This window comes from Micromonospora sp. WMMA1363 (genome assembly GCF_030345795.1).
Taxonomy (GTDB): Bacteria; Actinomycetota; Actinomycetes; order Mycobacteriales; family Micromonosporaceae; genus Micromonospora.
In genome coordinates this window covers 4,237,417-4,257,708 of record NZ_JAUALB010000001.1, presented here as the reverse complement: position 1 = coordinate 4,257,708, position 20,292 = coordinate 4,237,417, and the positions used below count along the sequence as shown (strand labels likewise).

Sequence of the window (20,292 nt, the reverse complement as noted above, 5' to 3'; positions counted from 1 at the left end):
AGCTGACCCTGCCACGCCGGGCCGCGCGGCAGGGTGCCCTCGCTCGTGGGACCTCCAGGCATGCGGCGTGCTCAGCATGCTCGCCAGGAGACCCGCCAGTCTGTCCGTCCCACTCCCTCAACGACCGCCCGCCCCGTCCGGTGACGCGCGTCGGCACCACCGCCGTCACCCAAGCCGTCAGGGACGCGACGTAGGCTCCCCTCCATGCGTATCGGAGCCCACGTCGATTCGGCCGATCCACTGGCGGAGGCGACCGCCAGAACGGCCGAGACCGTGCAGTTCTTCCTCTCCGACCCGCAGGGGTGGAAGGCACCGAAACCCCGAGCGGACGCGGAGCGGCTCCGCGGCGCCGACGTCGACCGCTACGTGCACGCGCCGTACGTCATCAACGTGGCGACGCTCAACAACCGGATCCGGATCCCCAGCCGAAAACTGCTGCTCGCGCACGCGCAGGCGGCCGCGGCCATCGGCGCCCGGGGGCTGATCGTGCACGGTGGCCACGTCAACGCGGGCGACGACCTCGCGGTCGGCTTCGACAACTGGCGCAAGACCTTCGCGTACGCGGCCGAGTCGGGTGGATTCGGCGTGCCGGTGCTGATCGAGAACACGGCCGGCGGCGGGAACGCCTGCGCCCGACGGCTCGACGCGCTGGCCCAGCTCTGGGACGCTGTCGCGGATTACGAGGTTGGCTTCTGCCTGGACACCTGTCACGCCCACGCCGGTGGCGAGGAGCTGCTCGGCCTGGTCGACCGGGTCAAGGCCATCACCGGGCGGATCGATCTGGTGCACGCCAACAACTCCAAGGGAGTCTTCGACTCCGGCCAGGACCGGCACGACAACCTCGACGGCGGCACGATCGACCCGGAGCTGGTGGTGGCGGTCATCCGGGCCGCCGGCGCCCCGGTGGTCGTGGAGACCCCGGGCGGGGCGGAGGGCCAGGCCGCCGACATCGCCTTCCTGCGGAACCGGCTCGGCACGAAGGCTCCGTCCGCATGACCGGCAACGAGTCCGGCGACTCGGTACCACTGCGCCCAGACCCGCCCGGAGGCTTGAGCGGCGACGCCCTGGCCAGCCCCGGGGCGACAGCCGCCCCGGCGGATCCGATGCCCACGGCGACCAGGAAGACCCCCGCCGGCGACCGGCCGACGGGCGACCCGGCCGGCCGAGGCGAGCGCACGACCGACAGGGCCGGGGCCGACAAGGCGGCGGTGGCGGACACTGGAGCTGCCGACAAGACTGCGGTGGCGGACACTGGAGCTACCGTGACCGGCGGGGACGAAGCGGATCCGTTCGCCTCCTTCGCGCCGGCCCCCGAGCCGGTGCCGACCCGTGCCGGACGCGTGGCCCGCGCCGCCGGGCGGGTGCTGGCGCACGAGTGGGCCCTCGCGATCGTCGGTTCACTCGCGCTGGCCGTGCTGATGACCTGGCCCACCCTGCGGTACCCGCGGTACACACTCCCGCAGGACTACTGGGATCCGAGCCTGCAGGCCTGGCAGATGGCCTGGTCCGGCCACGCGCTGCTGACCAACCCAGCGGTGCTGTGGCAGTCCAACGCGTTCTTCCCGGAGCGGTGGAGCTTCGCGTTCTCCGACACCCTGCTCGGATACGCGCCAGCCGGGATGATCGGCACCGGGCCTGAGGTCGCCGTCCTCCGTTACAACATCATGTTCGTGCTGGCGCACGCACTCGCCACGTTCGGGGCGTACGTGCTGGCCCGGCAGCTGGGGGCGGGGAAGATCGGTGCCGCCGTGGCCGGGGTGAGCTACACGTACGCGCCGTGGCTGCTCGCCCAGGCGGGGCACCTGCACGTCGTCTCCAACGGCGGGATCCCGCTGGCCCTGGCCATGCTGGCCCGCGGCCACGGTTGGTCGCTGCGGCACGGATACCGCCCGGAGCGGCGCCAGGCGAACTGGGCATTCCTCGGCTGGTTGGTGGCGGCCTGGCAGCTGAGCCTCGGGTTCGGCATCGGGCTGCCCTTCGCCTATATCCTCGGCGGGATCGCGTTGGTCGCGACCGTTACCTGGTTCCTGCGGCGATGGGTGGTCCGTCCCGTGAAGCACCCGTTCGGGATCCGGCTGCTCGCCGCGGACCTGGTCGGCGGCCTGGTCTTCGCCGGGGTCGGCGCGCTGATGGCCGTCCCGTACTTCAAGGTCGCCGAGCTGCACCCACAGGCGGAGCGGACGCTCGGCGACATCGCGCTCTTCTCACCACCGGCGGCCGGCTTCCTCACCGCGCCGGGCGAGTCCCGGATCTGGGGTGACCTGCACGAGGGGGCGCGAGCCACCCTGCCGTGGCACACGGAGATGACCCTGCTGCCCGGCTATGTGCTCTACGCCCTCGCCCTGGGCGGCCTGTTCTTCTCGGTGTGGCGGCTCCGGCACCGGCTCCTGCTGCTCGCCGGGGTGGTGGTCACGATGGTGCTCGCCATGGGCACCGAGTTCATCGGCGGCCGGTTCACCTACGCGCCGCTCTTCGAGCACCTGCCCGGGTGGAACGGGCTCCGCACTCCCGGGCGGTTGATGCTCTGGACGACGCTGCTGCTCGGCCTGCTCGCCGCCGGCGCGGTGAGCGCCTTCGCCGCCCGGGTCCGCGAGATCTCCGCCCAGCGGATCCCGTCCTGGCCGAGCCCGTGGCTGCGCCTCGCGACGCTGCTGCCGCTGCTGCTGGTGACGGTCGAGGGGCTGAACCGCACTCCCCATCCGGTGGTGCCGGTACAGCCAGCGGCGATGCGGACCGTGGACGGTCCGCTGCTGGTGCTGCCCAGCGGCCAGAACCAAGACCAGCCGGTGATGCTCTGGTCCACCACCCACTTCCAGGACATCGTCAACGGCGGGAGTGGCTTCACCCCGACCCTGCTGGACGACGTCCGCCGGGTCACGATCGCCTTCCCCGACCTGACGTCCGTCGAGTACCTGCGCACCCTCGGCGTCCGCAACGTGCTGGTCATGCGCGACCAGGTGGCCGGCACACCATGGGAGATCAGTATCGACGCGCCGACCGACGGTCTCGGCATCACCCGCGAAGAGATCGGCGACGTCGTGGTCTTCCGCCTCTGAACGGTCGCCCGAGTGTCAGCCGGTGGCAGGCTCGGGGGACGGCTCGGCGGTCGCGCGGGACGGGCCACGTCTGCGGAGCCAGGTGGCGTCCGGGGCGCCGTCGACGACCCCACCGTCCGGGTCGTCCGCGTACGTGGACCGCACCGCGTCCCGCTCCGGTCGAAGGATCTCCCGCACGACCAGCCAGCAAAGGATCACCACCGTGGTCAGCCGCAGCGTCGCGGCCAGCACGAAGACGCCTTCGGGAAAGACCGGCCGCCCGGTCGACGTGCCGAGCAGTTCGCCGTAGAAGGCCGCGAAGTAGCCAACCTCGGCGAGCTGCCAGGCGAGGAAGGCGCCCCACTTGGGCCGGGCGAGCACCGCCAACGGCAGCAGCCAGAGCACGAACTGCTGCGACCAGACCTTGCTGAAGATCAGGAACGCGGCGACCACCAGGAACGCGAGCTGGGCGAGGCGCGGCCGGCGCGGCGCTTTCAACGCGAGCGCGGCGATCCCGACGCAGGCCAGCAGAAACAACGCGTACGAAAGGTTGTTCAGCGCCGGGATGTTGACGTTGAGCCATTCGAACGGGCCGAGTGTGCCCGCTCCGCCGACCTTGCCGTCGAGGTAGCGGCCGATGTACCAGAGGGTGCCCCAGTCGATCGGCCGTTCGGTGTTGAGCTCGAGGAACCGCCCCCAGTTCGTCGGGTAGAGCAGCGCGGTGGGCAGATTCACCACGAGCAGCGCGGCGGCGCCCGCCCCGATCGCGGTCAGCGCGGCCCGAACCCGGCTGGCCCGGAGCGCCAGCAGCAGGATGGGCCAGAAGAGGAACAGTGGCCAGAGCTTCGCCGCCCCGCCGAGGCCGAGCAGCAGGCCGGCCAGGGCGGGCCGGCGGCGGGCCCAGGCGAGCAGACCGAAGGCGGCGAGACCGATGGCGAGGAGGTCCCAGTTCACGGTGGCGGTGAGCAGCAGTGCGGGCGCGAGCGCGAAGAGCGCCGCGTCCCACGGGCGGCGACGGCGCAGTGCGAGAAGGACGGCCACCGTGGCCACCGCCAGCGCGCCGAGCACCAGGACATTCAGGTTGTAGAACCACATGCCCTGGTTGAGGCCCGGGTCGTTCGCGCCGAGCGCGTGCACCGGCAGGCCGAGGGCACCCATGAAGTAGCCGGTGAGGACCGGGTACTCGACCGGGTGGTCCCGGTAGGGCACCTTGCCCTCGTTGAGCCCCTCGGCGTAGTAGAGGGCCAGCACGTCGGTGTAGCAGAAACGGTTGTACTGGACGTTTTCCGTCCAGGCGCCGTCCTGGCAGGGCGACTTCTGCACCCAGTGCAGGGCCAGGGTCAGGCACACCAGGGCCAGGACGATCCGGGCCGCGGTCCAGAACCGGCGGTCCCGTCCGACCGGCCGGTCCAGCACGGCGGCGTGGTCGCCCAGCGGGCCGCCGATCACGCCGGAGATGCCCCGGACGAAGCCGTCGGAGCGGGACGGGTGGTCCGGGGCACCGGCGTCGTCGATGCCGCGCGTCGACTGTGTGCTCATGAGGGTGCATCCTGCCGCACTTCGGGGCGCCGCGTCCCACCCCGCGACGAGATCTCGTCTGCGAAGACGTCGCCGTGAGCGGAGCGGCGCTCACCGGCGACGTCGGCGGGTCAGTCCCGGCGGAGTGTCAGGGGCGGTAACGCCGTGTCCCGGTCGACGCCGTTCTGCGGGCGTGGATCGTTCGGGCTGCCGCCGCCGTTGTTGCCGTTGTTTCCGCCACCCGGCGGGCAGAACAGGTCGAACGGACCGCAGTTCGGCTGCTGTGGCGGCTCCGGAGGCGGCGGCGCCTCGCCATTGCCGGAGTCCGGGTCGCCGATGTTGGCGGCCGGCGGAAAGGTCAACTTCTCCTTGCCCTTCAGCGCCTTCTCCATGAATGTCTCCCAGATGTCGCCGGGGAGACCGGAACCGCTGATTCGCCGGTTGTCCTTCGTCCGCAGGGCCTCGCGGTCCTTGACGTTGCCAACCCAGACGGCGGTAGCGAGCTGCGGCGTGTAGCCGATCATCCACGCGTCGCCGTTCTCCGTACTTCCCGGCTCGAGTTCCCAGGTACCGGTCTTGGCGGCCGCCTGTCGGCCGTTCTCCAACCGGTGGTTGACCCGGCCCGGATACTCCTTGAGGACGCTGGTGACGTCGGCGACGACCTCCTTGTCGATGACCTGCTTGCCCTTGACGTTGCCCTCGTCGACGACCTTCTCCCACTTGCCGGTCTGTTGGTTCCGCTTCTGCACCTGGTAGAGGAAGTGGGCCTTGACGTACCGACCCTCGTTAGCGAAGGTCGCCACCCCGTTGGCGTGGTCCAGTACCGTGACCGGGTACTGGCCGTAGGCGACCACGTGGAAGAAGGTCTCCGGCGCCAGCTTGTCCGCGTCCGTCGCGGTCAGGTCGTGCGGCTCGGCCGGGTTGGTGTTCCACATGGTGGTGATGCCGGCCCGCTTGGCCACGTCGACGATCTTGTCGGGGCCGATGTCCTCGCTGACGTGGTAGAACGGCACGTTCAGCGACTTCAGCGTCGACTCGCGCAAGGTGCAGGAGTTGCCGCAGGACGGGTTGTCGGTGCCGGCGTTGCTGACCTTGAACTCGGTACCCTTCGGGGTGAAGGCCCGGCCTTTCCAGCGCGACTCGAGCGCCTTCTGCTTCTCGAGCGCCGCCGCCAGGCTGTAGATCTTGAAGGTCGAGCCCGGCGCATGGCCACCGATCAGGTTCCCCTGGCTGTCGGTGTTCTTGCCCGCGTAGTCGGTGCCGGTGCCGTTGTCGCCGCCGTAGTAGGCGCGGACCCGGCCGGTCTTCGGCTCGATCGCCACCATGGCCGCCATCAGGTTCTTCGGCTGGCCGGCCAGCTTCGAGTCCGCACTCTTCCGCTGCGCGGTCGCCACCGCCGCCGCCTGGATCTTGGTGTCGATCGTGGTCTGGATCCGGTACCCGCCGGACATCAGAGCGTCGGAGCAGGTGGGCTTGCTGGCGGTGACCTCCTCCTCGCGGTCTACGCAGACCCCCTTGTCCCGCAGCTCCGTCTTGACATAGTTGATCACGTTGCCGTAGGGCGTGTTGATGCCGTAGTCCAGCCCGGCGCCGGCCGAGTTGGGAGCCCTGAGGCATCCAGCACTCTTCCCCTTCGGGCAATCCTTCGGGTAGTCCGCCGCTGTCGGAGCCGTTTCGCGGCCGGCGGCGTTCAGCCAACCCTCCTGGACCATACCCTGAACGACGTAGTTCCAGCGCTGCTTGGCCTCCTCCGGGTTGACCGCCGGGTCGTACCCCTTGTGGGTGGCGCTGGCCACCGGCTGCTTGATCAGGGCCGCGAGCACAGCGCCCTCGGCGACGGTCAGGTCCTTGGCGGACCTGCCGAAGTACGTCTTCGCCGCCGCCTCGATGCCGTACGCGCCCCGGCCGAAGTAGATCACGTTCAGGTAGTGCTGCATGATCGTCGGTTTGTCGTAGCGCTCGGTCAGCTTCGAGGCGAGGATCGCCTCCTTCACCTTCCGCGCGTACGTGTCGTCGTTCAGGTTGTCGTACGCGTTGCGGGCGTACTGCTGGGTGATTGTCGAGGCGCCCTGCTTGTCGCCGCCGGTGAGGTTGTTCCACGCGGCCCGGACGATGCCCTTGTAGTCCACCCCGGAGTGGCGGTAGAAGTTCCGGTCCTCAGCGGCGGCAACCGCGTCCTGCACGTGCTGCGGGATCTGATCGATCGTGACGAGGGTGCGGTTCTCGGTGCCGAGCTTCGCGATCAGTGTCTTGTTGTCGAACGCGTACAGCTCGGTCGCTTGCGGCGGCGTGGTGTCCTCGGGAAGGACCACGTTGGTGGAGTAGTAGGTGAAGCTCACCACGCCGAGGCCGGTGAGCATGATGAACACCGCGAACGCGGCGATCAGCATGTTCGCCCGTTTACGTTTCTTCGCCCGGGCGACGGCGTTCGGATCACCTGGACCGCGGCGCCCGGGACCGACCCGTCCCGTCGGTCCACCCGGCCCTCCGGGGCCACCCGGCCTGCCGGAGACCGGCGTGACGCCGGCCCGCGCCACCGAGGCGCGGCCGCCGACCGGCACCGAGCCGACCCGCGCCCGGCCGGCGGACGCGGCACCGACGGACGCCGCGCCCACCGCGGCGGTGCCGACGGACGCGCGTCCGGCCGACCCACCGGGTGCGGGCGAGACCGGCACCGAGGCCCGGCCGGACCGCCCCACCGCCGCCGAGCCGGAGGCACCACGCGGGGGTACGGACGCCGGGCCGCCGACGGCGGCCCGGCCGCCGGAGCCGGCACCCCGGGGAGGCACCGAGGCGCGGCCCGCGGATGCCGTTCCCTCCGGCGCGGCCGCCCGGCCGCGCCCCTCGCCACCCGGGAAGCCGTACGCGTCGTCGGCCTGCCCGGGGTCGCCGTGCCGGCCCGGAATCCGGGCCCGCCCGTTGGGGGAACTGGGATCGCCGTACGAGTTCATTCGTCACACCCTGCCGGTCGCGGTGGAGCGCGACCGCGCCACCACCGGGTTGCCGTGAGTTGAGACACCCGTCACCTCGGCACGGGGACGCCGGACGGCCGGTGTCAGTTGCGAATCAATCGGGCCAACCAGACCAACGAGCCGTCGGTCCTCCCGGACGCACGCACGCTGGCCCGAGTCGGCCGATCGAGCTGGGATCACCGTTGCGCCTCTCGCCTCCGCCGCCCGGTCGGGCCGCCCGCGGCGGCCACGACGCCAACCGCGCTCTGGTCCGGCCCTGCCTCGGCCAGCCTGTCCCGCCCGAGCAGATGCTGCTCGACGAGATGGTTCCAGTCACAGCCGAGGCACACCTCTACCACGAACACCTGGAACTCACGCAGCGTCATCGCCAGCACGCGCAGCTCCGCCAGCGTACGGGCCTGACCGGCGGACTGTTTGAGTTCGTCCCCGTAGATGTAGTGGACGTGGGTCAGATTCTCACTCCGGCAGATCGGGCACCGCTGGTCGGTCGGTTCGCCGTGAAACCGAGCCGCGTTCTTCAGGTAAGGCGACGCATCGCAGACGTCGTACGTGCCGACCCGCCCGGCGAGAAGCTCACGCAGCACCGCTCGCTTCCGGAGCGAGTAGTCGACGACCTGGCGCTGCGTACGCATGCGGAGAAGGGTACGCGGTCTCGTCCGGCGAGGCGACCATGGTCACGTTACGTAACCACGACATCCCTGAGCGAGGGTTTGCCCTGGCCATGGTGATCCGCTAGCGTGCGATGTATCGGTCCGATACATCGCAGCGGTTAGCGCTTCGTGGACAGGGTAAAGGGAGGGTGGCCGATGCTCGAACTCGCCATCCTTGGCCTGCTGCAGGAAGCTCCGATGCACGGCTACGAGCTGCGCAAGGAGCTGATCGCGAAGCTCGGTGCCATCCGGGCGGCGATCAGCTACGGCTCGCTCTACCCGACCCTGCGCCGGTTACAGGCGGCGGGTTGGATCACCGAAGCCGCCGAGACACCCGCCACCGCGGAGGAGGTTCCCGCGCTGACCAGCCGACGAGGTCGGGTGGTCTACAAAATCACCGCGGAGGGCAAGGAACGCTTCGCCCAACTCATCGCACAGGCCGGGCCCGAGACATATGACGACACGGGCTTCGGCGTGCACTTCGCGTTCTTCGCCCGGACCGATCAGGCGACCCGACTACGCATCCTGGAGGGTCGCCGACGCAAGATCGAGGAGCGTCGCGAAGGGCTCCGCGACGTGCTCGGCCGCGCGGCCGAGCGCCTCGACGCGTACACCCTGGAGCTGCAACGCCACGGCCTGGAGGCCTGTGAGCGTGAGGTCCGCTGGCTGGAGGAGCTCATCGCCAACGAGCGCTCCGGCCGTGCCCCGACAGTCCCGGACACCGGGACGGCCGGCGGCCGACGAGACAACAACAGCCCGCCTCCGCCTGGAGAGTCCAGGAAAGAGCGGCCGTGATGAAGAAGAAGGAGGCAGACGCTATGGGCTCCGTCCGCGTCGCCATCGTCGGTGTGGGGAACTGCGCCTCGTCCCTCGTACAGGGCGTGGAGTACTACCGGAATGCCGACCCGAACGACCGCGTCCCGGGTCTCATGCACGTCACCTTCGGCGACTACCACGTCTCGGACGTGAAGTTCGTCGCGGCGTTCGACGTGGACGCCAAGAAGGTGGGCATGGATCTCGCGGAAGCGATCGTCGCCAGCGAGAACAACACCATCAAGCTCTGCGACGTGCCGCCGACCGGCGTCACCGTGCAGCGCGGCCCGACCTTCGACGGTCTCGGGCAGTACTACCGCGAGATCATCGAGGAGTCGGACGCCGAGCCGGTCAACGTGGCCCAGGCGCTGCGCGACGCCCAGGTCGACGTGGTCGTGTCGTACCTGCCGGTCGGCTCCGAGCTGGCCGACAAGTTCTACGCCCAGGCGGCGATCGACGCGGGTTGCGCGTTCGTCAACGCCCTGCCGGTGTTCATCGCCTCCAACCCGGAGTGGGCGAAGAAGTTCACCGACGCGGGTCTGCCGATTGTCGGCGACGACATCAAGAGCCAGGTCGGCGCCACGATCGTGCACCGCGCCCTGGCGAAGCTCTTCGAGGACCGCGGCGTCGAGCTGCTGCGCACGTACCAGCTCAACTTCGGCGGCAACATGGACTTCATGAACATGCTGGAGCGCAACCGCCTGATCTCGAAGAAGATCTCGAAGACCCAGTCGGTGACCTCCCAGGTGCCGCACGAGATGGCCAAGAGCGACGTGCACATCGGCCCGTCGGACCACGTGCCGTGGCTGGACGACCGCAAGTGGGCGTACATCCGCCTGGAGGGTCGCTCCTTCGGTGACGCCCCGCTGAACGCCGAGCTGAAGCTCGAGGTCTGGGACTCGCCGAACTCGGCCGGCGTCATCATCGACGCGATCCGCGCCGCGAAGATCGCTCTGGACCGGAAGATCGGTGGCCCGATCCTCTCCGCCTCCTCGTACTTCATGAAGTCCCCGCCGGTGCAGCACGCCGACCACGACGCGCACGCCGCCGTCGAGGCGTTCATCGCCGGCGAGGCAGACCGCTGACCGGACGAACCAACCATCGATGGGCCGGGTCCGCGTGGACCCGGCCCTCGCCGTCTCCCGGCCCGGTCCTCGGCTACCCCGCCGTCAGCTGGGCCGGTCTCCCTCGCCGGCGTGGTCTCCGACATGCAGGCAGCTAGCCCGACGGAGACCAGGCACGCCGAAGGGCGACACCGGCCTCCAACTCCAGCAACCTCGCCTTACGGTCGAGCCCACCGCCGAAGCCGACCAGCTTCCCGCCCGCCCCGACGATCCGGTGACAGGGCACGATGACCGGCACCGGGTTGCGGTTGCACGCCACCCCGACCGCCCGCGCCGCCGAGACGTCACCGAGCCGACGAGCCACCTCGCCGTAGGTGAGCGTCTCCCCGTACGGGATGGTGGTCATCTCCCGCCACACGGCCCGCTCGAACTCCGACCCCCGGGGGACGCGCACCGGCACGACGAAGGCGGTCAACTCACCGGCGAAGTACGCCCGCAACTCCGCGACGGCCCGCCCGGCCAGCGCGTCCGCCGGCTGCTCACCGGCGCCGGCGATCCGGCCGAAGTGTGCCTCACACACCGCCGCGCCGTCGGTGGCCACGGAGAACTCGCCGATGGGTGAGTCGAGCACGGTCCAGCGCATCCACCCATTGTCCCCGCCGGTACGACACCTTGCGCGACGCCGATACCGTTCGGGACGTGGCCGCGGGGACTGTGATCTTCCTTGTCGTCGGCGCCGTCGGTGTCGCGGTGCTGCTACTCGCCCTGGTCGGCGGCGAGCTGTTCCAGCTCGGTCAGCCGGACGTCGACGGCCCGGTGTCGACCGAGGCGGTCGCCGGGTTCGCCAGCGCGTTCGGCTTCGGCGGCGCCATCGTCAACGAGCTGCTCGGTGCGCGTACCCCGGGATGGTGGCGCTGGCGGTCGTCGGCGGCGTCCTCGCGGCCGTGCCCACCGCGTGGGTCGCGTCCCGCCTGGGTCGGGCGGCCCGCGACATGCCCACCGATCCCACGCCCACCCGCGGCGACGTGGCCGGCGCGCTCGGCGTGGTCGTCACCCCGGTGCCCACCGACGGGTACGGCGAAGTCCGCGTCCGCGTCGCTGGAACGCCGGTGAAGTTCAGCGCCCGTGCCGATCGGCCGATCCCGGCGGGTGCCCAGATCTTCGTGGTCGAGGCACTCACCGACACGAGCGTGCACGTCGAGGCCTACTGACGCGTCCGCCCATCCCATCGCCCAGTCCACCATCGAGGCGCCCGCAGACCGCCGATGCCTCGGCTCCACCGTCGCCAGAAGGGCCCACCCCATGCTCATCGCCATCGCCATCGCCGGCGCCGCACTGTTCTTCCTCGTCCTCGTGCTGTTCGTGCTCTCCAGGATCAAGGTCGCCGGGCCCAACGAGGCGTTCATCGTCACCGGCCGCAAGGGTCGCACCACGCGGACCGCCGACGGCGGCCGGTCGACCGACATGTCGGGCCAGAAAGTGGTGCTCGGTGCCTCGGTCTTCGTGCTGCCGGTGGTGCAGAAGCTCCAGTCGCTCGACCTGTCCAGCCGCCGGATCGACGTGGGTATCAAGGGCGCGGTGAGCAAGCAGGGCATCCGCACCGACCTGCACGGCGTGGCCATCGTCAAGGTCGGTGGCACCGAGGACTCGATCCGGGCGGCCGCCCAGCGCTTCCTGCACCAGCAGGACGAGATCGAGGACTTCACCCGTGAGGTGCTGGCCGGCGCACTGCGCTCGATCGTCGGCCGGCTCACGGTCGAGGAGGTCATCCGGGACCGGGCGGCCTTCGCCAGCGCGGTGGCGGAGGAGGCCGAGCACTCGATGACCAACCAGGGGCTGGTGCTCGACACGTTCCAGCTCCAGGACATCCTGGCCGAGGGGTCGTACCTGCAGGACCTGGGCCGGCCGGAGGCCGCGCGGGTGCTCAAGGACGCGGCGATCGCCGAGGCACGCGCCCGGCAGGCGGCCGAGCAGGAGCGGCTGCTGGCCGAGGAGGCGATCGCCGAGGCCAACCGGAACCTCGCCCTCAAGCAGGCCGGCATCCAGGCCGAGATCGACGACGCCAAGGCCAGGTCGGCGGCGGCCGGCCCGCTCGCACAGGCCGAGCGGGACCAGGCGATCGTCTCCGAGCAGCAGAAGGTCGCCGAGCGCAACGCCGAACTCAAGCAGCGTCAGCTGGACACCGAGGTGCGCAAGCCGGCCGACGCCGCCCGGTACAAGGTCGAGCAGGAGGCCGAGGCCGCGCGCAACGCCGCCGTGCTGAACGCCGACGCCCAACGCCAGGCTGTCATCGCCGCCGCCCAGGCCTCCGCCGAGCAGGCGCGGCTCACCGGTGAGGGCGAGCGGGCCCGGCGGGCCGCGCTCGCCGAGGCGAACGCCGTCGAGGGCGCCAAGGAGGGTGAGGCCGAGCAGCGCCGTCGGTCGGCGATCGCCGAGGCGGTCGAGCGGGAGGGCCAGGCCGAGGCGGAGACCATCCTGGCGCGGGGGCAGGCCGAGGCGGACGCGATGGCGCGCAAGGCGGAGGCGTTCGCCGCGTACGGCGAGGCGGCCGTGCTGGACCTGCTGGTCAAGGTGCTACCGCAGGTCGTCGAGGCGGCCAGCGCACCGATCGGTGCGATCGACAAGATGACCGTGATCTCCACCGACGGTGCGTCGTCGCTGACCAAGTCGGTCGCCGGCAACGTGGCGCAGGGCCTCCAGCTCGGCAGCGACCTCACCGGCATCGACCTGGCCGGCCTGCTCGCCCGGCTGGCCGCCTCGACCGGTTCCGCATCGAACGGCCAGCCGGCGGTCGAGGACGCCGAGACCCGCTGACCGTCGTGGGGCGCCACCCCGGTGGCGCCCCACACCACGACTACCCGGCGCCCCCCTGTTCACGGGCCCAGCGCAGCAGTTCCGCCTCGGCCTCGTCCCGCTCCAGCGGGCCACGCTCCAGGCGCAGCTCCTTGAGGTGCTTCCAGGCACGCCCGACGACGGGCCCCGGCGGGACGCCGAGCAGCTCCATGATCGCGTTGCCGTCCAGATCGGGACGAACCCGCGCCAGATCCTCCTCGGCGGCGATCCGGGCGATCCGCTCCTCCAACGCGTCGTAGTCGGCGGCAAGCTGCGCCGCTTTACGCCGGTTGCGGGTGGTGCAGTCGGACCGGGTCAGCTTGTGCAGCCGGGGCAGCAGGTCGCCGGCGTCGGCGACGTACCGGCGCACCGCCGAGTCGGTCCACTCGCCCCGGCCGTACCCGTAGAAGCGCAGATGCAGGGCGACCAGGGCGGTCACCTTCGCGGTCACGTCCTTGGGGTAGCGCAGCGCCTTCATCCGGGCCCTGGTCAGCCGGGCACCGACCACCTCGTGGTGGTGGAAGCTGACCCGGCCGTCCGGCCCGACCGCCTTGGTCGCCGGTTTGCCGACGTCGTGCATCAGCGCGGCCATCCGCAGGATGAAGTCGCAGCCGTCGTCCTCCTGGGCCACGGCGTTACTCACCACGGTCAGCGTGTGCTCGTAGACGTCCTTGTGCTGGGCGTGCTCGTCGATCTCCAGCTTGAGCCCGGTCAGCTCGGGCAGGAAACGTTCGGCCAATCCGGTGTCGACCAGCAGCCGCAGGCCGGTGACCGGGTCGGCCCCGCAGAGCAGTTTGGTGAACTCGTCGCGGATCCGCTCCGCGGTGATCCGGTCCAGGTCGGCGGCCATCCGGGTCATCGCCGCCCGCACGTCCTGATGCACCGCGAACCGCAGTTGCGCGGCGAACCGGGCCGCCCGCAGCATCCGCAGCGGGTCGTCCCGGAACGACTCGTGTGGAGCGGCGGGGGTACGGATCACCTTGGCCGCGAGGTCGTCCAGGCCGCCGTACGGATCGGTGAACCGGTGCTCGGGCAGGCTGACGGCCATCGCGTTGATGGTGAAGTCGCGCCGCTTCAGGTCCTCGGTCAGGTCGGTGCCGTACTCGACCACCGGGTTACGGGTGACCTGGTCGTACACCTCGGCGCGGAAGGTCGTGATCTCCAGGCGGAGGCCGTCGCGCTGGACGCCGATGGTGCCGAACTCCCGACCGGTCTCCCAGATCGACTCGGCCCAACCCCGGACGATCCGTAGCGTCTCGTCCGGGTGCGCGTCGGTGCAGAAGTCGAGGTCGTCGCCGAGGCGACCGAGCAGGGCGTCCCGGACCGAACCTCCCACCAGGTGCAGTTCGTGTCCGGCCTTCACGAACCGGCGGCCCAACTCGTCGGCGACCGGGGAGACGCGGAGTAGTTCGGCGACGGCGTTGCGCTGCGCGGCGGTGAGCTCACGGCGGTCGGCGGCGTACGGTGCGGAGGCGGCGTCGGACATGGGATGGCCAGCCTATCGGGCCGGCCAGGCATCGCGTCCGCCGGGCGCGGGTAACGACGGGCGGTTGACTAGTGTCGGTGTCGTACCCTGCGGCGAACTCGAACGGCGATCCGGCGGGCGGTGACAGGTCCGGATTCCGGCGTATCCGACCGGTCACCAACGCCACCGGTCGTCGCCCGGGTCCGACGCGGCCGGGCCGCGACGTCGATGCAGGCCCTAAGGTCTGTGGCGAGCCCCGACGCACCCCATGGAGGCGACAACGATGAGCGGCCGGCTCTACCGCAGCGCGAACGCGCAGGGTGGCGGCGGCCGACCGCCGGGCGACGACGCGACCTTCATCTCGGCCGAACCGCTGAACCAGCCGGCCGCCGAGGCCGGCGCTCCTCCGCAGGAGGTGGTCGCGGAGGCCAGCGCCGCGACGAACAGCGCGGTGATGGCGGTCGGCAGCCTGGTGAGCCGGGGTACGGGCTTTCTGCGGACCCTCGCGATCACCGCGGCGCTCGGTTCGGCCATCGGTGACGCGTACACCACCGCTCAGATCCTCCCCGGGATGGTCTACGAGTTCCTGCTCGGCGGAATCCTCACCAGCGTCCTGATCCCGGTGTTGGTCCGGCGGCGGAAGTCCGACCCGGACGGCGGTCAGGCGTACACCCAGCGGCTGCTGACCCTCGCGGTGCTGGCCCTGGGCGCGGCGGCCGTCCTCGCGGTCGCCCTCGCGCCGGTCCTGACCTGGCTCTACGCCAGCGACCAGTCGAGCCAGGACTATCGCGACCTGGTCACCGCGTGGGCCCGCCTGATGCTGCCGATGATCTTCTTCACCGGTCTCAGCGCGCTGATCAGCGCGGTGCTCAACACCCGTGGCCACTTCGCGGCCCCGATGTGGGCCCCGATTCTCAACAACATCGTGGTGATCGCGACCGCCGGCCTCTACATCGCCGTCTTCACCACGGACCGCCTGGCGCCGGGCGACATGACCCCCGGCCGCATCCTGCTGATCGGCGGCGGCACGCTGCTCGGCGTGGCGGTACAGGCGGCAGGACTGCTTCCCGCGCTGCGGAAGGTGGGCTTCCGGTGGCGGTTCCGTTTCGACTTCGGCACGCTCGGCCTGGGTGAGCTGGCCCGGCTCGGCGGGTGGATGTTCTGCTACGTCGCGGTCAGCCAGGTCGGCCTCATCGTGGTGTTCAACCTGCTCAGCCGCACGAGCGGCACGGCGGCCGGTCCGCTGATCTACAACAACGTGTTCCTGCTGCTGATGATGGCGCATGGGATCATCGCCGTCTCGATCATCACCGCGCTGATGCCGAGGATGAGCGCCGCCGCCGCCGATGGCCGGTTCGGCGACCTGGCCGCCGACCTGTCCCGCGGGACCCGCACCGTGTCGGCGGTACTCGCCCCGATCGCCGTCTGCTACGCGGTGCTGGCCACGCCGATCTCCTTCACCCTGTTCCGGTACGGCGCCTTCAAGGCGGAGAATGCCCAGGCCACCGCACCGGTGCTGGTCTTCGCAGCCATCGCTTTGGTGCCGTTCGCGATCAGTCAGCTGTTCACCTTCGCGTTCTACGCCCTGCCGGACACCCGCACGCCGGCGCTGGTCAACATCCCGGTCGTCGTGCTGCGGGCGCTGGTGCAGGTCGGCCTCTTCGTGGCCTTCTCGGCCAGCTTCGCCGCGTCCGGGATGATGATCGGCAACGCGGTGTCCTACCTGACGGCCGCCGTGGTCTCGGCCTGGCTGCTCCGCCCTCGTGTCGGCCGGATCGGGCTCGGTGCCATCGTGAACACGCTGGGTAGGGTGTCGGTCGCCGCCGGCGGTGCGGCGCTGGCCGGTCTGCTCGTGGTGGCCCTCCTGCCGGGTGGCGACACGCCGACGCGGCTGCAGGCCGTCGTCCAACTGGTGATCGGCGGTGGCGCCATCGGCGGCAGCTACCTCGGGCTCGCGATGCTGCTCCGGATCGGTGAGATCACTGAGGTGGTCGGCATGGTCCGTCGTCGGCTCGGCCGCTGAGCGTCGCCCGCCGGACCACGTGGGCGACGGATGGACTGCACGCTGGGTGAACGAGGATCACCAGCCTGGGGATACGGCTGTGGATAACTCCGTGATTCAGCGCTCACTGACCGGATCGGCCTGTGGATAACCAACCGGACGGCTGAGCATGGCCGACGGTGGGCCGGGAAGTCGGTCCACCGTCGGCGCGGCCCGCCACTCCAGGCCCGGCCCCTCCGGCGACCATTTGCGGTCGACCTCTAGATTGGCTAGTACAGGTGCCAGCAACGCGGATGACGGTGGCGGTAACCGGACGAATCGCCCAGCCGCCGGCAGGCTTGACCGGTACGGCGGGAAGTTGACATGTCGTGAAGCCAGTCAACCCGGGTAAGGTCGCTCTGGACGGGTACGGCGGGCGCCGGCGCTCGCGCCAACACCGGTCGGCCGGTTCCTTGGAAAGCAGAGCGGAAGCCACAATGCCCAGCAGCGCGGGTCCATCGATCGACACGATCACCGAGGGAGGACGGGTGACCCAGGTCGGCGGGGGTCAGGAGGCGGACGAAAATACTCCGCCGGTCATGACCTTCGGTGCTCCGACGGCCGGTGAGGTCCTAGCCGAGCGGTACGAACTCGTCGAGCACATCAACAACGACAGCGCCGGCCGCCTGGTCTGGCGCGGGGTTGACGTCGTGCTGCGCCGTCCCGTCGCGGTGGTGCTGCGCTACCCGGGTGGCGACTCCGCCACCGAGATGCTTCAGGCCGCCGTCGCGGCCAGCCGGGTCATTCACCCCAACCTCGTCGGAGTCTACGACGCGATCGACGAGGGCGAACGGGCGTACGTCGTCCGGGAGTGGGTCGATGGGCGGTCGCTGCGCGAGTTGGTCGCCGAGGAACCGCTGGATCCGGCCCGCGCCACCGCCGTCGGCAACGCCGTGGCCAGCGCGCTCGCCGCAGTGCACGCCACCGGGATGGTGCACGGCAACGTCCACCCCGGCACGGTCATGATCAGCGACGACGGCCGAGTGGTGCTCGCGGACGCGCGCACCGATGGGGACGACAGCCAGGCCAGTGACGTCCGAGCGATCGGTGGGGTCCTCTACTTCGCCCTGACCGGTCACTGGCCGCACACCGAGGCCCCGCTACGCGGCGCCACCGCCGGCCACGGCCGGGCCGCGATCCCCGACGCCCTCCGGGACGCCAACGGGGTGATCGCCGCGCCGCGGCAGGTCCGGGCCGGCGTTCCGGCGTATCTGGACGACCTCACGATGGACCTGTTGGATGCCGACATCGCGCCCCCACCGTCGGACGTGCTGGCGGCGGAACTCGCCCGGCTGGACGTACCGGCCGACGAGCACTTCCTGGACAACGCTGGCCCGCTGCGCTTCGCCGCCGAGACCGAGGAGGAGCCGTCCCCGCTGGCTGCGGCGGGCGGACGGAAGGTCGCCATCGGGATCGCCGGTATCCTCGCCGTCGCGCTGGTCGGCCTGCTGGTCGGCATCAGCGCGCTGGGGAGCGGTGAAGACCCGGACCGCCAGCGCAACTCGGCCACTGTCCCCACCGCCAGCGCCCCGGGCGGTGAGCCGACCCCGGCTGCCGTGGCAGCCGGTCCGCTGAAGATCAGCGCTGCCAAGATCATCGATCCGGATGGCAACCGCGCCGAGGTCCGGGACGCCGAGAAGGTGTTCGACGGCAGCGAGGACGAGGGCTGGGAGACTCAGACCTATCGGAACAAGGGGGACTTCGGCGGCAACTTCAAGCGCGGCATGGGCATCTGGATCGACCTTGGTGAGCCTCGCACCGTTAAGTCGTTGCAGGTCGAGCTTTCAGCTCGGGGCGCCTCCGCCGAGTTGTTCACCGGGGCCAACGACCACCCGTCGTCCGGCCCGGGGGACGAGGCGCTCTTCGAGGAGTATTCCAAGAAGCGGATCGGCGAGCCGCTGGAGGACGGAGGCACCACGATGACCTTCAACGCCTTCAACGCCGACGCGAAGTACCGCTACCTGCTGTTCTGGCTCACCGAGCTGCCGCCGAGCAACGGCGGCTTCAAGATCGGTGTGCAGGAGATCACGGTCCAGGGGTCGTGAGCCCCCGGCCAGACACCGGGCCCCACCTCCACCGGACGACGTGATGGCGGCCCACGAAACGACCGGGCCGCCGGCGGGCGACGACGGCCCGGTGTCCGCCCCGACACCGTCCGACCTCGACCTGCTCCACGCGCACGTGGCGGGCGACCAGCATGCCTTCGCCGAGCTGTTCCACCGGCATCGGGACCGCCTCTGGGCGGTGGCGCTACGGACACTCGGCGACCGGGAGGAGGCCGCCGACGCCCTCCAGGACGCATTGCTCTCCGCCCACCGCGCCGCCGGCCGGTTCCGGGGTGACTCGGCGGTGACCACCTGGCTGCACCGGATCGTGGTGAACGCCTGTCTGGACCGCATCCGACGCCGGCGGGCGCACCCGACGGTGCCGCTGCCCGATGGCGTGCGTGACGCCGAGGGCGGCGCGACGACCGGGGGCGTGGAGCCGACCGCACCCGCGCCCGACCACGACACCGCCCTGGTGGTCCGGCAGGCACTGGCGGCCCTGCCGATGGAGCAGCGCGCCGCGCTGGTCCTGGTCGACGTGCAGGGCTACCCCGTCGCCGAGGTGGCCCGGATCCTCGGGGTGGCCGAGGGGACGGTGAAAAGCCGGTGCGCCCGTGGACGGGCCCGCCTGGCATCGACCCTGAGGCACCTCCGGCCGAGTGCTGCCGCCAGCCCGGTCCGGGCCGGCGGTAACGTGCCGACCGTCACGCCCGGGAACCCGGGGCCGGTCGGTGACGTCCGATCGGGGTCGGGGCGTTCCCGGCGCGACACCAATCTGGAGGACTCGTGACGACCGGGGGGTATCGGGAGGTCGACCACGACCTGCTCGCCGACTACCTCGGCGGGGTGCTGGACGGCACCCCGGACGAGGAGACCGTCGCGCGCCTGGTCGACGAGGACTCGGCCTGGGCCGAGGCGTACGCCGAGCTCGCCCCGGCCGTCGCGAAGGTGCGTGCCGACCTGCGGGCATGGGGCAGCCCGACGACGATGATGCCCACCGACGTCACCGACCGGATCGTCGCCGCCCTGGCGATGGCCCCCGACGTCGAGTCGGCCGGCGAACCGAACCCGCGTCCACTCGTGCCGGCCCAGCCGCAGGGCGGATCACGGCGGCCCGGCGGCGTACCCCGATCGGGAGGGGCCCCGACGACCGGCCCGGGCCGCCGGCGCCGGCGCTGGACGCGGATCGGTGCCCCCGTCGCGCTCGCCGCGGTAGCCGTGGCCACCGCCGGCCTGCTCAGCCTGGACCAGCTCGGCGGTGAACAGGGAACCGGCAGCGCGGGCACCGGGCTGGCGGCCACCGACGAGGTGGCACCGGCCGCCGCTCCCCCGGTACGCACCGCCGCCCCACCGCTGCGTACCGGCATCGACTACACGCCGCAGACGGTGGACAACACGACGATGGCGCAGCGTTTCTCCAGCGAGCGTCCGGCTCCGCCCGCCGACAGCCTGGAAGCGCAGAGCAGTCGGGTCGGCGGGCCGGTGGGGCTGGACCGGCTCGAGGACTCTGCCGCGCTCACCGGGTGCCTCACCGAGATCGGCGCCGAGCACCGGGCCGGCCCGCTCGTGGTCGACGTGGTCGACTACGCGCGTTTCCGGGGCGACCCGGCACTGGTCGTGTGGTTCACCGACGGCACCGGAGCACGCTGGGCCTGGGTCAGCGGTCCGGAGTGCGGCCTGCCGGGGTCCGGCTCGGACAACCGTTACCGGGCGCGGGTAGGGTAAGGCCACGGTCGTAAGGCTTTGCCCGGCGACGTGACGTGACCCACCGGATGACCGGCTCGGGAATCCCCGGCTCGTCGATGACGTTCTGCACATCAGCTGCCGGCGCTGGCTGAGGGCACCGGCACCGGATCG

The 20,292-nt window shown here is 71.1% G+C and carries 15 protein-coding genes and 1 pseudogene; 11 read left to right on the top strand and 5 right to left on the bottom strand.

The features are described from left to right. Positions 1-204: 204 nt before the first annotated feature. Both QTQ03_RS19820 and QTQ03_RS19815 read left to right on the top strand, forming a co-directional pair. The gene (locus tag QTQ03_RS19820; protein ID WP_289279347.1) at positions 205-996 is read left to right on the top strand and encodes a deoxyribonuclease IV; all 792 of its coding nucleotides are present in this window, start codon (positions 205-207) and stop codon (positions 994-996) included. Then, positions 993-3,056: a hypothetical protein gene (locus QTQ03_RS19815; protein WP_289279346.1), complete on the top strand. Its 2,064-nt coding sequence runs from the start codon at positions 993-995 to the stop codon at positions 3,054-3,056. The genes QTQ03_RS19820 and QTQ03_RS19815 overlap by 4 nt, the downstream gene beginning before the upstream one ends. A 15-nt stretch (positions 3,057-3,071) precedes the next feature. Here the strand turns inward: QTQ03_RS19815 and QTQ03_RS19810 are convergent, their stop codons facing one another. Then, positions 3,072-4,574 (bottom strand): glycosyltransferase family 87 protein, encoded by a 1,503-nt coding sequence (locus tag QTQ03_RS19810; RefSeq protein ID WP_289279345.1) that lies wholly within the window; start codon positions 4,572-4,574, stop codon positions 3,072-3,074. A 110-nt stretch (positions 4,575-4,684) separates the two neighbouring features. After that, positions 4,685-6,943, bottom strand: a complete 2,259-nt coding sequence (locus QTQ03_RS19805) for a transglycosylase domain-containing protein (RefSeq protein WP_502889789.1) — start codon at positions 6,941-6,943, stop codon at positions 4,685-4,687. A 127-nt stretch (positions 6,944-7,070) separates the two neighbouring features. Between QTQ03_RS19805 and QTQ03_RS30720 the strand changes: the two genes are divergently transcribed. Further along, positions 7,071-7,562, top strand: coding sequence for a hypothetical protein (locus QTQ03_RS30720; RefSeq protein WP_502889788.1), 492 nt, complete (start codon positions 7,071-7,073; stop codon positions 7,560-7,562). A 139-nt stretch (positions 7,563-7,701) separates the two neighbouring features. Here the strand turns inward: QTQ03_RS30720 and QTQ03_RS19800 are convergent, their stop codons facing one another. Next, positions 7,702-8,157 carry a DUF5318 domain-containing protein gene (locus QTQ03_RS19800; RefSeq protein ID WP_289279343.1) on the bottom strand — a complete coding sequence of 152 codons (456 nt, stop codon included), beginning with the start codon at positions 8,155-8,157 and terminating at the stop codon, positions 7,702-7,704. 174 nt (positions 8,158-8,331) lie between these two features. On the opposite strand from QTQ03_RS19800, the gene QTQ03_RS19795 reads away from it, so the two are divergent. Together QTQ03_RS19795 and QTQ03_RS19790 are read left to right on the top strand one after the other, a co-directional pair. Further along, the gene (locus QTQ03_RS19795) at positions 8,332-8,970 is read left to right on the top strand and encodes a PadR family transcriptional regulator (RefSeq protein ID WP_289279342.1); all 639 of its coding nucleotides are present in this window, start codon (positions 8,332-8,334) and stop codon (positions 8,968-8,970) included. Between the two features lie 23 nt (positions 8,971-8,993). Further along, a complete protein-coding gene (locus tag QTQ03_RS19790) occupies positions 8,994-10,073 on the top strand; it encodes an inositol-3-phosphate synthase (RefSeq protein WP_289280907.1) in 1,080 nt (359 codons plus the stop codon). Between the two features lie 133 nt (positions 10,074-10,206). Here the strand turns inward: QTQ03_RS19790 and QTQ03_RS19785 are convergent, their stop codons facing one another. Next, the gene (locus QTQ03_RS19785; RefSeq protein ID WP_289279341.1) at positions 10,207-10,695 is read right to left on the bottom strand and encodes a methylated-DNA--[protein]-cysteine S-methyltransferase; all 489 of its coding nucleotides are present in this window, start codon (positions 10,693-10,695) and stop codon (positions 10,207-10,209) included. A gap of 29 nt (positions 10,696-10,724) precedes the next feature. Between QTQ03_RS19785 and QTQ03_RS19780 the strand changes: the two are divergent. Both QTQ03_RS19780 and QTQ03_RS19775 read left to right on the top strand, forming a co-directional pair. Continuing rightward, positions 10,725-11,263 (top strand): annotated as a pseudogene (locus QTQ03_RS19780) (NfeD family protein). Between the two features lie 91 nt (positions 11,264-11,354). Then, positions 11,355-12,866 (top strand): flotillin family protein, encoded by a 1,512-nt coding sequence (locus tag QTQ03_RS19775; RefSeq protein WP_289279340.1) that lies wholly within the window; start codon positions 11,355-11,357, stop codon positions 12,864-12,866. Positions 12,867-12,906: 40 nt separating this feature from the next. Here the strand turns inward: QTQ03_RS19775 and QTQ03_RS19770 are convergent, their stop codons facing one another. Next, a complete protein-coding gene (locus QTQ03_RS19770) occupies positions 12,907-14,370 on the bottom strand; it encodes a CCA tRNA nucleotidyltransferase (RefSeq protein WP_289279339.1) in 1,464 nt (487 codons plus the stop codon). A gap of 262 nt (positions 14,371-14,632) precedes the next feature. Between QTQ03_RS19770 and murJ the strand changes: the two genes are divergently transcribed. From murJ to QTQ03_RS19750, 4 genes are all read left to right on the top strand, one after another. Continuing rightward, positions 14,633-16,372 carry a murein biosynthesis integral membrane protein MurJ gene (gene murJ / locus QTQ03_RS19765; RefSeq protein ID WP_289279338.1) on the top strand — a complete coding sequence of 580 codons (1,740 nt, stop codon included), beginning with the start codon at positions 14,633-14,635 and terminating at the stop codon, positions 16,370-16,372. A 455-nt stretch (positions 16,373-16,827) separates the two neighbouring features. Then, complete coding sequence (locus QTQ03_RS19760; protein ID WP_289279337.1) at positions 16,828-18,435, top strand: protein kinase family protein; 1,608 nt, start codon at positions 16,828-16,830, stop codon at positions 18,433-18,435. Between the two features lie 43 nt (positions 18,436-18,478). Beyond that, positions 18,479-19,225: an RNA polymerase sigma factor SigM gene (gene sigM, locus QTQ03_RS19755; protein ID WP_289279336.1), complete on the top strand. Its 747-nt coding sequence runs from the start codon at positions 18,479-18,481 to the stop codon at positions 19,223-19,225. After that, on the top strand, positions 19,222-20,160 hold the full coding sequence (locus tag QTQ03_RS19750) for an RsmA family anti-sigma factor (RefSeq protein WP_289279335.1): 939 nt from the start codon (positions 19,222-19,224) through the stop codon (positions 20,158-20,160). Before sigM ends, QTQ03_RS19750 begins: the two co-directional genes overlap by 4 nt. The last annotated feature ends 132 nt before the right edge of the window (positions 20,161-20,292 follow it).